Source organism: Streptomyces sp. NBC_01296, assembly GCF_035984415.1.
Taxonomy (GTDB): domain Bacteria; phylum Actinomycetota; class Actinomycetes; order Streptomycetales; family Streptomycetaceae; genus Streptomyces.
Genome location: NZ_CP130720.1, coordinates 4,857,825 through 4,870,406, shown reverse-complemented (window position 1 = coordinate 4,870,406; position 12,582 = coordinate 4,857,825). Strand labels below are relative to the sequence as shown.

At 72.7% G+C, this 12,582-nt stretch carries 13 protein-coding genes; 8 read left to right on the top strand and 5 right to left on the bottom strand.

Annotation, left to right across the window (positions count from 1 at the left end; all coding sequences use genetic code 11):
• Positions 1-57 precede the first annotated feature (57 nt).
• On the bottom strand, positions 58-1,788 hold the full coding sequence (cdgB, locus tag OG299_RS22155; protein ID WP_327362377.1) for a diguanylate cyclase CdgB: 1,731 nt from the start codon (positions 1,786-1,788) through the stop codon (positions 58-60).
• Between the two features lie 327 nt (positions 1,789-2,115).
• Here cdgB and OG299_RS22150 point away from each other — a divergent pair, with 327 nt between their 5' ends.
• The gene (locus OG299_RS22150; protein ID WP_327364572.1) at positions 2,116-2,661 is read left to right on the top strand and encodes a flavin reductase family protein; all 546 of its coding nucleotides are present in this window, start codon (positions 2,116-2,118) and stop codon (positions 2,659-2,661) included.
• A gap of 12 nt (positions 2,662-2,673) precedes the next feature.
• Here OG299_RS22150 and arfB read toward each other — a convergent pair whose 3' ends face one another.
• Positions 2,674-3,099, bottom strand: coding sequence for an alternative ribosome rescue aminoacyl-tRNA hydrolase ArfB (gene arfB / locus OG299_RS22145; RefSeq protein ID WP_053786579.1), 426 nt, complete (start codon positions 3,097-3,099; stop codon positions 2,674-2,676).
• A 180-nt stretch (positions 3,100-3,279) separates the two neighbouring features.
• Between arfB and OG299_RS22140 the strand changes: the two genes are divergently transcribed.
• Positions 3,280-3,855: a TerD family protein gene (locus OG299_RS22140; RefSeq protein WP_327362376.1), complete on the top strand. Its 576-nt coding sequence runs from the start codon at positions 3,280-3,282 to the stop codon at positions 3,853-3,855.
• A 231-nt stretch (positions 3,856-4,086) separates the two neighbouring features.
• Here OG299_RS22140 and OG299_RS22135 read toward each other — a convergent pair whose 3' ends face one another.
• Entirely contained in the window at positions 4,087-5,502 is a 1,416-nt protein-coding gene (locus OG299_RS22135) for a M1 family metallopeptidase (RefSeq protein ID WP_266628094.1), read from the bottom strand.
• 110 nt (positions 5,503-5,612) lie between these two features.
• Positions 5,613-6,167, bottom strand: coding sequence for a GlcG/HbpS family heme-binding protein (locus OG299_RS22130; protein WP_266628092.1), 555 nt, complete (start codon positions 6,165-6,167; stop codon positions 5,613-5,615).
• 270 nt (positions 6,168-6,437) lie between these two features.
• Here OG299_RS22130 and OG299_RS22125 point away from each other — a divergent pair, with 270 nt between their 5' ends.
• The 4 genes from OG299_RS22125 (at position 6,438) to OG299_RS22110 (ending at position 10,188) form a co-directional block, all read left to right on the top strand.
• Positions 6,438-7,661 carry a sensor histidine kinase gene (locus OG299_RS22125; RefSeq protein WP_405702174.1) on the top strand — a complete coding sequence of 408 codons (1,224 nt, stop codon included), beginning with the start codon at positions 6,438-6,440 and terminating at the stop codon, positions 7,659-7,661.
• Entirely contained in the window at positions 7,658-8,299 is a 642-nt protein-coding gene (locus tag OG299_RS22120) for a response regulator (RefSeq protein WP_323179052.1), read from the top strand. The genes OG299_RS22125 and OG299_RS22120 overlap by 4 nt, the downstream gene beginning before the upstream one ends.
• Before the next feature lie 218 nt (positions 8,300-8,517).
• On the top strand, positions 8,518-9,603 hold the full coding sequence (locus OG299_RS22115) for a M4 family metallopeptidase (protein ID WP_405702171.1): 1,086 nt from the start codon (positions 8,518-8,520) through the stop codon (positions 9,601-9,603).
• Between the two features lie 81 nt (positions 9,604-9,684).
• Positions 9,685-10,188, top strand: coding sequence for a hypothetical protein (locus tag OG299_RS22110; protein WP_266628090.1), 504 nt, complete (start codon positions 9,685-9,687; stop codon positions 10,186-10,188).
• Between the two features lie 28 nt (positions 10,189-10,216).
• Here OG299_RS22110 and OG299_RS22105 read toward each other — a convergent pair whose 3' ends face one another.
• Positions 10,217-10,891: a pentapeptide repeat-containing protein gene (locus OG299_RS22105; RefSeq protein ID WP_327362375.1), complete on the bottom strand. Its 675-nt coding sequence runs from the start codon at positions 10,889-10,891 to the stop codon at positions 10,217-10,219.
• Between the two features lie 101 nt (positions 10,892-10,992).
• On the opposite strand from OG299_RS22105, the gene OG299_RS22100 reads away from it, so the two are divergent.
• Positions 10,993-11,985 carry a zinc-binding dehydrogenase gene (locus tag OG299_RS22100; RefSeq protein WP_266633430.1) on the top strand — a complete coding sequence of 331 codons (993 nt, stop codon included), beginning with the start codon at positions 10,993-10,995 and terminating at the stop codon, positions 11,983-11,985.
• 68 nt (positions 11,986-12,053) lie between these two features.
• Positions 12,054-12,557: an FBP domain-containing protein gene (locus tag OG299_RS22095; protein WP_266628086.1), complete on the top strand. Its 504-nt coding sequence runs from the start codon at positions 12,054-12,056 to the stop codon at positions 12,555-12,557.
• The last annotated feature ends 25 nt before the right edge of the window (positions 12,558-12,582 follow it).

Genomic DNA, 12,582 nt, shown 5'->3' with positions numbered 1-12,582 from the left:
CCTTTCAACCCACGGGAGCCTACCCCGAACACGTGCACCCACGGGCGGCCGATCGCCTCATCCGGCCCGGCGGTGCGCCTTGGAACGGGACCTTTTCTCGATGTACATCCGCTGGTCGGCCGAGCGCAGCACCTCGTCCGCCGACATGCCGCAGCTGGCCCAGCCGATGCCGAAACTCGCGCCCACACGGACCGCGCGGCCGTCCACGCGGATCGGCGGGATGATCGCGTTGCGCAGCCGGACGGCCAGGTCGGCGGCGTCGGCGGCGCCCAGTCCGTCCGCGAGGACGACGAATTCGTCACCACCCAGCCGAGCGACGGTGTCACCGTCCCTGACGCCCGTCGTCAACCGCCGGGCCACCTCGATCAGGACCGCGTCACCCGTGTGGTGCCCGAACCGGTCGTTGATCGACTTGAACCCGTCGAGATCGCAGAAGAGCACCGCGAGCCCCTTCGTCCCGTCGTCGATGTCCGTCGCGGGCGCCACCGTGTGCACGTGGTGGTCGAACGGGCCCGCCCCCGCGCCGGGGGTCCCGGGGGCTCCGGGGGTGCCGGGCACCGCGGGCGCGCCGGGGAATTCGAAGGGCTCGGGGAAGGCGTCGGGCTGAAAGCCGTGCTCACCGCCACCACCACCTGCCGGGAGCCCCGCGGCGACGCCGTGCCCCTCGTAGGCCGCGTCGAGCGCCTCCACGGCGGTGGCGCGGACCGACTGCGGCCTGCGGCACAGCCGCGCGCCGAGGCGGGCGCGCAGCTCGGCGCTGTTCGGGAGGCCCGTCAGCGAGTCGTGGCTGGCCCGGTGGGCGAGCTGGAGCTCGTGGCGCTTGCGCTCCTCGATGTCCTCGACGTGCGTGAGCAGGAAGCGCGGCCCATCGGCGGCGTCCGCGACGACGGAGTTGCGCAGCGACACCCATACGTACGTGCCGTCGCGCCGCCCGAGCCGCAGCTCGGCCCGGCCGCCCTCGGCGGAGGTGCGCAGCAGGGTCCCGATGTCCTCGGGGTGGACCAGGTCGGAGAAGGAGTACCGGCGCAGTACGGAGGCGGGCCGGCCCAGCAGCCGGCACAGTGCGTCGTTGGTCCGCAGCAGCCGCCCGTGCTGGTCCCCGCCCATCTCGGCGATCGCCATGCCGCTGGGCGCGTACTCGAAGGCCTGCCGGAACGACTCCTCGCTCGCGCGCAGCGCCTGCTGTTCACGCTCCAGCCGGACCAGGGCCCGCTGCATGTTCGCGCGCAGCCGTGCGTTGCTGATCGCAATCGCGGCTTGGAAGGCGTACATCTGGAGCGCTTCGCGCCCCCACGCGCCGGGGCGCCGCCCATTGCGCGGTCTGTCCACCGAAATGACACCCAGAAGTTCCCCGCCGGACGCATACATGGGGGCGTAGAGCCGGTCCTCGGGATGCCACTCGTCCTCGAAGCGCGGATCGGGGCCGTCGGTGTGCCACTGGGGCACGTCGTCCTCGAGGAGGACCCAGCCCTCGGTGTGCGGGATGAAGCGGAGCCCGTCCCAGCTCTCCCCCATCGTCAGACGGCGCTCCCAGGAGGCTCGGGAGCCGACGCGGCCGGTGATGAGGGCTTCTGCGGCGGGGTCGCCGGCGAACGCGGCGACGACGAGATCCCCGTCAGGGCGTACGAGGTTGACACAGGCGAGCTGGTAGCCGAGGCCCACGACAATGCCGTCCACGACGGTCTGCAGAGTGTCCGCCAGGCTCCTGGCCGTATTGAGCTCGGCCACCACCTGGTGAAGCTGCCGCAGGGTCGCAAGACGGACGTACGGCTCCGACTCGGTCTCCATTGCTCGCTCTCCCCGAGACCTCGACAGCAACTCCAGGTTTGTCATCGGCGTTTCGTTGCGGTGTCCCGTCCACTGAATCACAGTGAGCTGTGCGCCAGGTACACAGGGTCAACAAATCTTGCCCTCTGTGACTCAAGTCACATGAGATGAATAAAGGTGAGCGGTGGGGGTGGCGGTGCCCGGGAGCGCTCCCCTGCATTCCCGGGAGCAAACGATACGCCCGGGCCTAGGCCAAGGGGCGGGGACGCGGCTCGGACTCGGGCCCGATGCGCGGCGCGGGAGGGCGAGACTAGCGTTCCGGACGTGCCGAAGACGACCCCTGTACCCATGCCGATCGCCTCCACCCTTCATCCTGAGGGCGTGAGCAACGACGAGTTCCGGGCCGCGATGTCCCGCCTGGCGGCGGGCGTGTGCCTGATCACCGCACACGAGAACCCGCTGACGCCGGACGGTCCGGGCGGCGAGGACGTCGGCATGACGGCCACCGCCTTCATGTCCGTGTCCCTGGAGCCGCCGCTGGTCCTGGTGAGCCTGCGCGAGGGCTCCCGGATGGACGACCTGCTGGCGGAGCAGCCCCTGTGGGCGGTCTCGGTCCTCGCCGACCACCAGGTGCAGGTGGCGGGCCGCTTCTCGATGAAGAACCGCATCAGCGACCGGCTGCTCTTCGCGGACCTGCCCTACGTACGCGGCGAGGTCTCGGGGGCCCCGCTGCTGACGGGCGCCCTGGCCACCCTCGAATGCCGTACGGAGAACCGCGTCGAGGCGGGCGACCACACCCTGGTCGTCGGCCGCGTCCTCACCTCGGCGCTCCCGTCCCCCGACTCCCCGCCGCTGACCTACTTCCGCGGCCGCTACCGCCACCTGGCGGGCTGAGAGCCTGCGCCGTCACCAGTCGCGGCCGGTGCGCCCGCGCTTGGTCTCGGCCCGGGCCTTCTTCTCCCGGAGCCGGCGCTCGTTGATCCCCCGCGGGATCTTCGTGGCGCGGCGCGCCTTGGGCGGCGGAGCGGTGGCTTCGGCGAGCACGGACGCCATCCGGACCAGCGCCATCTCCCGGTTGCGGAACTGCGAGCGGTGCTCGGAGGCGCGTACGGTCAGCACCCCGTCCACCAGCCGGGCCGCGAGCCGCTCCAGCGCCCGCTCCTTCCACACGTCCGGCAGCGCCTTCGTCGCCGCCACGTCGAACAGCAGCTCCACGCGCGAGTCCGAGGTGTTCACGTGCTGCCCGCCCGGCCCGGAGGATCGCGAAAAGCGCCAGGCGAGCTCCGCCTCGGGGAGCACGACCGAACCGCGAATGACATAGGGACCAGGCATGCCCCCTATGATCCCGCCCCGTGCGATGCCCGTCACCCGTATTTCCGCGGCTGAATGGTGGGCGCATCCGCGGGGGAATCCCGGAGTGGAACCTACTGCCCCCCTCCCCGCGTTATGAAGGTCAGCGGTACCTTGGCCACAATCTCGCGGCCATGCGACGAGGAAGGGACACCAGTCAAAATGGCAGTAAGCCTGTCCAAGGGCGGCAACGTCTCGCTCACGAAGGAGGCCCCCGGCCTCAGCGCCGTCACGGTCGGCCTCGGCTGGGACGTCCGTACGACGACCGGTGTCGACTTCGACCTGGACGCCTCCGCCATCGCGGTCAACGCGATGGGCAAGGTCGTCTCCGAAGGTCACTTCGTCTTCTTCAACAACAAGTCCACCCCGGACCAGAGCATCGTCCACACCGGTGACAACCGCACCGGCGAGGGCTCCGGCGACGACGAGTCCATCAACGTCAACCTCGCCACGCTCGCGGCCGACGTGGACAAGATCGTCTTCCCGGTCTCGATCTACGACGCCGACGCCCGCAGCCAGAACTTCGGCCAGGTCCGCAACGCGTACATCCGCGTCGTGAACCAGGCCGGCGGCGCCGAGATCGCCCGCTACGACCTCTCCGAGGACGCGGCCACCGAGACCGCCATGGTCTTCGGCGAGCTCTACCGCAACGGCGCCGAGTGGAAGTTCCGCGCGGTCGGCCAGGGTTACGCCTCCGGCCTGACCGGCATCGCCCAGGACTTCGGCGTCAACGTCTGATCCTGGGGCCGAGCCTGAGCTCGACCGGCCGCAAACGCCGTAGCCGAAGCCCCCTCCCGGCCGTCCGGGGAGGGGGCTTCGCTACGGTTCGGCGGGTGATCCTCAACAACCCCGCCGGCCTGGCGTTCTGGCGGTCCCGGGGCTACACCGCCCTGCGCCGCGCCCAGGACCACGAGCACGGCCGCGACTGCACGGTGCCGCGCAAGGCCCTGTAGGCCGACCGCGCAAGGCCTACTTGGGCCGGCCCTCCCCGTACAGCCAGACGTCCCAGACCTTCTTCAGGTCGTGCCCCGTCGTCCGCTCCGCGTACGCGGTGAAATCGGCCGTACTCGCGTTGCCGTACCGGTGGTCCTGGGCCCAGCCGCGCAGCAGGGCGAAGAACTTCTCGTCGCCCACCTCCTGGCGGATCCGCTGCAGGACCATCGCGCCCCGGACGTACACCGGAGTCTCCGAGATGTCCTTGGCGCTGGGCGGGTCGGCGGGCGGGAAGGCGTCCCAGTCGGAGTCGGCGTCCTTGTCCACCGCGGTGTCGCCCGCGAGGAACGCGTCGAAGTACTGCTGGGCGGTCGTCCCGCCGTGGTCCTCGGACCACAGCCACTCGGCGTAGGTCGCGAAGCCCTCGTTGAGCCACATGTCCTTCCAGGACTTCGGCGACACCGAGTCGCCGAACCACTGGTGGGCCGTCTCGTGCAGGACCAGCTTCTCGTCGGGTGCGCCGGAGAAGACGGGTTTGGTCTGCGTCTCCAGCGCGTACGTGAGGGTCTCGGCCGGCAGCACGATCGCCCCCGCGGTGCCGAAGGGGTACGGGCCGAACCGGCGGCTCCCCCACTCCACGATCTCCGGCAGCCGGGCCAGCGCCGGGCCGCCGGCGGCGGCCTCCGCGGGCGTGACGGCCTCGTAGAGGGCGACCCCCGACGGGGTGCGCCCGGTGGTCACCTTGAACTTGCCGATCGCGGCGGTGGCGAGGTAGCTCGCCATCGGCTCCGGGCTGTGCCACGCGAACTCGGTCTGCCCGTCGGCGGTGTCGGTGCGGGATTTCAACTCGCCGTTCGACACCGCCTCGTAGCCCTTGGGAACCGTCAGGGTGATGTCGTACGTGGCCTTGTCGCTGGGGTGGTGGTTCCCGGGGAACCAGGCCATCGACCCGATCGGCTCGCCGACCCCGACGGCGCCGTCCGCGGTGGTGATCCAGCCTTCCTTGGCACCGTCCGCATCCGTGATGGGCTTCGGCTTGCCGTGGTAGTCGATCTCCGTCCGGAAGACCTCGCCCTTCTTGAGGTCCTTCGCCGGACGCACCGTCAGCTCCCGCCCGGTCCGGTTGAACCGCGCGCCCTCGCCCTGCACGGTGACGCCCTCGACCTGCAGGCCGCTCAGGTCGAGGTTGAAGGAGCTGAGCCCCTGCTGCGCGCGGGCGGTGATGACGGCGGTGGCGTTCAACTCCCCGTCCGCGGGGTCGTAGTCGAGGTCCAGGTCGTAGTGCTCGACCTGGTAGCCGCCGTTGCCGGCCTTGGGGAAGTACGGGTCGCGCAGCCCGGACGCACCGGGCCGCCCCTGCACCGTGCCGGCCGTACACGCCGTGGTGAGGGCGAGCAGGAGGGCAGCGGCGGCTGCAGGGGCGGCGAGGCGGGAGAGAGCGCGGTGATCCACGCGCCCGATCCTATGTGGGCCCGATGTCGTACTTCGGGTCGTTTCCCACGAGGGCCGGATTTCGCCGGGGACCGGATCGCGCGGGTCGCGCCGGGCAGTGCGTGCCGGGACTACTTGTCCAGGGAGTCGGCGCCGGCCTTGGCGTACTTCTCGTCCAGGTCGCCGCTCGGGGCGCCCGCCACGCCGATGCCCGCGACCGGGGCGCCCTTGGCCTGCACCGGGGTGCCGCCGCCGAGGAAGAGGGTGCCGGGGATGTCCTTCAGGTTCGGGGCCTGGGCGAGGCGGCCCGCGAGCACCGAGGTCGGGGCGTTCCAGGACACGGCGGTGTAGGCCTTGCGCTGCGCCGACTCGTAGGACTGCGGACCCGCGCCGTCGCCGCGCAGGGTGACGATGGTGTTGCCGCCCCGGTCCACGACCGCGACCGTCACCTTCTGGTTCTCCTTCTGCGCGGCCTCGAGCGCGGCCTGGGCGGCGCGGGTGGCGGCGTCGATGGTGAGGTGGGTCGTGGTGGTGAAGTTCTTCTCGTCCGGCTGGCCGTCCTTCTTGGCGGCGACGGCCGGGGCGGTCTCGTTCTGCGCGGCGCTGGCGCTGACCGCGCCGAAGGTCCCGGCGCCGAGCGCGACGGCGAGGGCGGTACCGGTGAGAACGCGGGTGCGGGTGTTCATGTCTGCTGCTCCTGAGTGCATCGGCTGAGTGCGTCGGCGTCGGGCATCGGCGTCGACCGGGTGCGTCGGCTCGTTCTGCTGCTCCAAGCCTGGGCCCGCACCCGGCGCCCCCCGGTCCCCGTACCGGCTCGCGACGGCTGCCGCACCGGTTGACCCCGGGGTCAACCGATCGGTCGATGCGGACCGGGTACGGGTACGGATTGGCTGGTCGGCGCCATCGCGTACGACCAGGCACGATGGAGGAGCCAGACACCGACCCGGGAGCCCGCCGTGAGCCACGTGAGCCGCACCCCGCCACGGGCGCCGGGTGCGCCGGGCGCACCCGGCACACCGGTGAAGGCCGACACGCGCACCCTGGCGACCGTCATGCACACGGCGTTCTTCCTGCTCCTCGGCGCCTCGGTGGCCCGCTTCCTGTTGCGCCACCCCGGCTCGCCCAGCACCCCGTGGATCATCGCCCTCAGCATCGTGCTGGCCCTGCTGTACGTACTCGGCCCCGCGCTCGGGGCCGCGCCCACCGTGCGCCGGATGCTCTGGCTCGGGCTGGTGGTGGCGACCTGGGTGGTCCTGGTCGTCCTCGCGCCCAGCTTCGCCTGGTGCGCCGTCCCCCTCTTCTTCACCGCCCTGCGCACCCTGCCGGCCCGCGCGGCGATCGTCCTCGTGGCCCTGCTGACCGTGTTCGTGGTGGCGGCCCAGCTCAAGCTCTCGAAGGAGTTCGACCCGAACCTCCTGCTGGCCCCGCCCGCGATCGCGGCCCTGGCCACCGCCGTCTTCGTCCACATGGAGCGTCAGGCCGAGTCCCAGCGCGCGCTGATCGACGATCTGATCCGCACCCGCCGCGAGCTGGCCGCCACCGAGCGCCGCGAGGGCACCCTCGCCGAGCGGCAGCGGCTGTCGATGGAGATCCACGACACGCTCGCCCAGCACCTGTCCAGCCAGCAGATGCTGCTCCAGGCCGCGGACCGCACCTGGGACAGCGACCCGGCCACCGCCCGCGCGCACGTCCGTACCGCCACCGGCATCGCGGCGCGCGGGCTGGCGGAGGCACGGAGGCTGGTCCACGACCTGGCCCCGCCGGAGCTCGAAGGGGGCGGCGGCCTCGCGGACGCGCTGCGCGCGCTCGACGCGGGCCCGGACATCGAGGTCCGCTTCCACCTGGAGGGCACGCCCGCCCCGCTCCCGGACCGCGTCCAGTCGGCGCTGCTGCGGATCGCGCAGGGGGCGCTGGCCAACGTCCGCGAGCACGCGCACGCCCGGACCGCGGCCCTGACCCTGAGCTTCCTGGGCGACCAGGTGGTCCTCGACGTCGCGGACGACGGCGAGGGCTTCACCGAGCCGCGGCCGCCTGCGCGCGGAGCGGCCGGCGACCGCGGGCACGGGCTCCCGGCGATGCGCGCCCGCGTCCGCCAGCTCGGCGGCACCCTGACCCTCGAATCCGCCCCCGGCGAGGGCACGGTCCTCTCCGCGGCCATCCCCCTGGAGCCCACCGGATGACGACTGGAACCGGCCCGATGACGACGATCCTCCTCTGCGACGACCACGCGGTGGTCCGCGCCGGCCTGCTGGCGCTGCTGGGCAGCACGCCGGACATCGAGGTCCTGGGCGAGGCCGGCAGCGGCGAGGAGGCGGTGGCCCTGGCGGCGAAGCTCCGCCCGGACGTGGTGCTGATGGACCTCCAGCTGGGCGAGGGCATCGACGGGGTCGAAGCCACCCGCCGCATCACGGCGGTGACCGACCCCCCGCACGTCCTGGTCCTGACGACGTACGACACGGACGCGGACGTCACCCGCGCCATCGCGGCGGGCGCCACGGGCTACCTGCTGAAGGCGGAGCGCCCGGAGGAGCTGTTCTCCGCGATCCACTCGGCGGCGGCGGGCCGTACGACGCTCTCGCCGCCGGTGGCGAGCCGCGTGATGGCCCACATGCGGGGCTCGCGCCCGACGCTGACGGACCGCGAGCTGGACATCCTGGGCCAGCTGGCGCGGGGGCTGGGCAACCGGGACATCGCCCGGGCCCTGTTCATCAGCGAGGCCACGGTGAAGACCCACCTGGGCCGCATCTACGACAAGCTCGGCGTGGACACCCGCGCGGGGGCGGTCTCGGTGGCCAAGGAACAGCGCCTGCTGCCCTGACGGGGCCGCCCTTGCCCTGACGGAGCTCGTGCCCCGACGGCGCACCCTGTCCCGAGGGGGCTGCCGCCCCGAGGGCGTCGGGTTCCGGACACCGAGCGGGGGCTGTTCGGACAACCCGGCGGAGATCCCCGAAATCCTTGTCGCAGACCTGCCAAAACCAGGGGCCGTCCTGTCACGCTCACTCGCGCCGCCACCCCGGCCACCGCGAAGGAGCCCGAGTGACCCACCCGACGTCCTCTCCCCGCACCCGCCTCGCCGTCCTCCTCGGCGCCGTCGCCGTCATGACGGTCACCGCAGCCACGGCCACGGCTGCGACTGCGGCCCCCCGCAGCACCGGCACCGGCCACAGCCAGCACGCCGGCACCGTTCCCCTCACCACCTACTTCACCGGCAGCGCGTACCAGCTCCGCGACACCACCCGCGGCAACCAGCGCACCCTCGACGCCATGAACCAGACCGGCGGCGGCACCCTCTTCACCGACCCCGACAACGACTGGGGCGGCACCGGCGCCCCCGCCGACCGCCAGTCCGCCGGCGTCGACGCCCACTACGCCACCGCCGTCACCTGGGACTTCTACAAGGGCGTCCTCGGTCGCAACGGCATCCGCGGCGACGGCACGGGTGTCACCTCCCGCGTGCACTACGGCAGCAACTACCCCAACGCCTTCTGGGACCCGTCCTGCTCCTGCGCCAACTACGGCGACGACCCCGCCACCGGCCGGACGCTCGCCACCCTCGACATCGTCGGCCACGAGCTCACCCACGGCGTGGTCGCCGCCACCGCCGGACTCACCTACTCCGGCGAACCCGGCGCCCTCAACGAGGGCACCGCCGACATCCTCGGCACCTCGATCGAGTTCTTCGCCGACAACGCCACCGACGTCGGGGACTACTTCATCGGCGAACGCGTCTTCGCCGACGGCTCCCTGCGCCGCATGGACCACCCCAGCCTCGACGGCCACTCCCGCGACTACTGGTCAAGCGACATCGGCACCCTCGACCCGTACGCCGCGTCCGGCCCCGCCCGGCACTTCTTCTACCTCCTCGCCGAAGGCAGCGGCCTCAAGGAGATCAACAAGATCTCCTACGACTCCCCCACCTACGACGGCTCCAAGCTGCTCGGCATCGGCCGGGACAAGGCCGTCCGCATCTGGTACCGGGCCCTGAGCACCTACATGACCTCCACCACCAACTACGCCCGCGCCCGCACCGCCACCCTCAGGGCCGCCGCCGACCTCTACGGCCCGGGCAGCGTCGAGTACGGGCGCGTCGCCGCCGCCTGGACGGCCGTCAACGTCCGCTGACGTCCGCCGAGAGCGGCCCGGGACGGCACCCGCCGACCGCCGGGGTGGGGACGGCCGCGCACCCGTGACACCATCGGGTACGTGCTCGACATCGGCTACTCCCTCTCCCGGCGCTTCCCGGACCCCCCGCAGACCGACTACCGCTCGGCGGACGTCCACTCCCTGCGCCACGACCTGTTCTGCGGGGACGTCTACCTCGCCGACACCATCAAGGACCGGGAAGTGTCCACAGGCTGGGGATGGGTGCCCGTACTGGACTTCGCCTGGGCCCTCTGCGACATCGTCGAGCAGCTCGACAAGGACCCCCGCGGCAGCCGCTCCGCCAACCGCCAGTACGCCGAGCTCGACTTCACCGAGTCCACCGACCGGATGCTGTTCGAGCGCCGCTTCGGCTGGGTCGACATCGAGGCCGACTGGATGCCGCCGGAGGAGGAACCGCTGACCTTCAGCCACCGCCTGCTGCGCCGCGAAGCCCGCGATTTCCTGCACGACCTGATCGCGGACCTGACCGACATGCACGACACCCTGGCCGACAACCCCACCATCTGGACCCTCCAGGCCCGCTTCCCCCGCGTCCCGGCATAGCCCCGGCGGGGCGCGGCCCCCGCGGGGGCTACGACAGGACCCTGAGGCCCAGCTGCGCCGCCAGGGCCGGGGCCAGGTCGAAGAGCTGGGACGGGCTGATCACCGCCCCGGACAGCGCGTCCACCCCCCGCGCGATGTCCAGCTCCGCGGCCCCCCGCAGATCCACGTCCGTCATCCGCGCCCCCGTGAAATCCGCTCCCCGCAGCGTGCACCCGCGGAACTCCACCCGCTCCAGCACCGCGCCCGCGAAGTCCGCCTCCACCAGCACGCACCCGTCGAAGACCACGTCCTTGAGCCGCGCCGTCCGCAGGTTCAGGTAGTCGATCTTGCCCCCGCGGACCACCACCCGCTCCAGCACCGCCCCGTGCAGCTGCACCCCGCCCAGGCGCGCCTCCACCAGCTCCACGTCCCGCAGCGAAGCCCCCGACAGATCCGTCCCCACCCCCCGGACCCCCTCCAGCACCGAGTCCAGGATGCGCGCCTTCGCCAGCCCCGCCTCGTCCAGCGCGCACCGCCGCAGCGCGCAGTCCATGAACCGGGCCCCGATGCCCTCCTGCCCCACGAGGTCCAGGTCCGCGAACTCCAGCCCGTCGTAGTCCCCGTCCGGCTCCAGCTCGCCGCCCTCCCACGCACTCAGCTCCGGCAGCCGCACCTCCGGCCGCCGCGCCGCCTTCACCGTCTCCTGCTGCCCCTTGCGCGCCATGTCCCCATCGTCCCCCGCGCCACTGACAACGGCAGCCGGCAGAGCCTTGACCTCAACCGCGCTTCAGGTCGGAGCCTGTCCGTATGGACACCCTGCAGACCATGCGCGCCATCCGCCTCCACGCCTTCGGCCCCGCCGAGAACCTCGTCCACGAGCGCACCGAAGCCCCCGTACCCGCCCCCGGCCAGGTCCGCATCGCCGTCGCCGCCGCCGGAGTCCACCTCCTCGACACCGCCCTCCGCCAGGGCTTCCAGGGCCCCGCCCCCGCCCTCCCCGAGCTGCCCACCATCCCCGGCCGCGAGGTCGCCGGCACCGTCGACGCCCTCGGCCCCGGCACCGACCCCGACTGGCTCGGCCGCCAGGTCGTCGTCCACCTCGGCTTCGCGCCCGGAGGGTATGCCGAGTACGCCGTCGCCGACGCCGACCGACTGCACCCCCTGCCGCCCGGCCTCGACGCCGCCGAGGCCGTCGCCATGATCGGCACGGGCCGCACCACCCTCGGGATCCTCCAGTTCGCCGACCTCGGCCCGGACTCCGTCGCCCTCGTCCCCGCCGCCGCCGGCGGCATCGGCACCCTGCTCGTCCAGTACGCCCTGCGCGCCGGCGCCACCGTCATCGCCCTCGCCGGCGGTCCCGCGAAAACGGCCCTCGCCGCCGCCAACGGCGCCGACCTCGCCCTCGACTACACCGCCCCCGGCTGGACCGACGCCGTACGCCGGCACCACCCCGCCGGCGCCACCGTCCTCTTCGACTCCGTCGGCGGCCCCACCGCCCGCGCCGCCCTCGGCCTCCTCGCCCCCGGCGCCCGCCACATCGTCTTCGGCTGGTCCGGCGGCCCCATCCCCCTCACCGACACCGACCGCGCCGACCTCGCCGCCCGTAACGTCACCACCCACAACGTCCTCGGCCCCGAAATGCTCCGACGGGCCGGCGGCGACAACCCCCTGCGCCTCCTCGAAACCCGCGCCCTCGCCGAAGCCGCCGCAGGCCGGCTCCGGCCCGCCCTCCAGCGCTACCCGCTCGCCGAAGCGGCCGCCGCCCACCACGCCCTGGAAACCCGCGCCACCACCGGCAAGGTCGTCCTCGAACCCTGAGGGGAGCCCCCGCGCCGCCGGTAATATCGGATGACAGCGGCCCGTACCCCCACGTACCGTCCCCCGACGTGGACCCGCTCACCGAAAAACAGATCCGTTCGTCCTTCGTGAACTGCACCAAGGGCGAGGCAGCCCGCCTCAAGCTCCCGCTGGACTTCAGCGAACTCCCCTGGGAAGACCTCGACTTCCTCGGCTGGGTGGACCCCGGCGCCCCGCTGCGCGCCCACCTCGTACGCCAGGACGCCGACGGCACCCCCGTCGGCATCACCCTGCGCGTCCCCGGCACCAGCCGCACGAGCGCCCTCAAGTCCAGCGCCTGCCAGATCTGCCTCACCGGCCACGCCGCCTCCGGCGTCTCCCTGCTCGTCGCCCCCCTCGCCGGGGCCCGCGGCCGCGAGGGCAACACCGTCGGCATCTACGTCTGCGCCGACCTCGCCTGCTCCCTCTACATCCGGGGCAAGCGACAGCCCAAGCTGCGCGCCGGCCTCTACGAGGAGACCCTCACCCTCCCCGAGAAGATCGACCGCACCCGCACCAACCTCGACGCCTTCACCGCCAAGATCACCGGCTGACGGCACGCCGCGGCCCGGCGCAGCG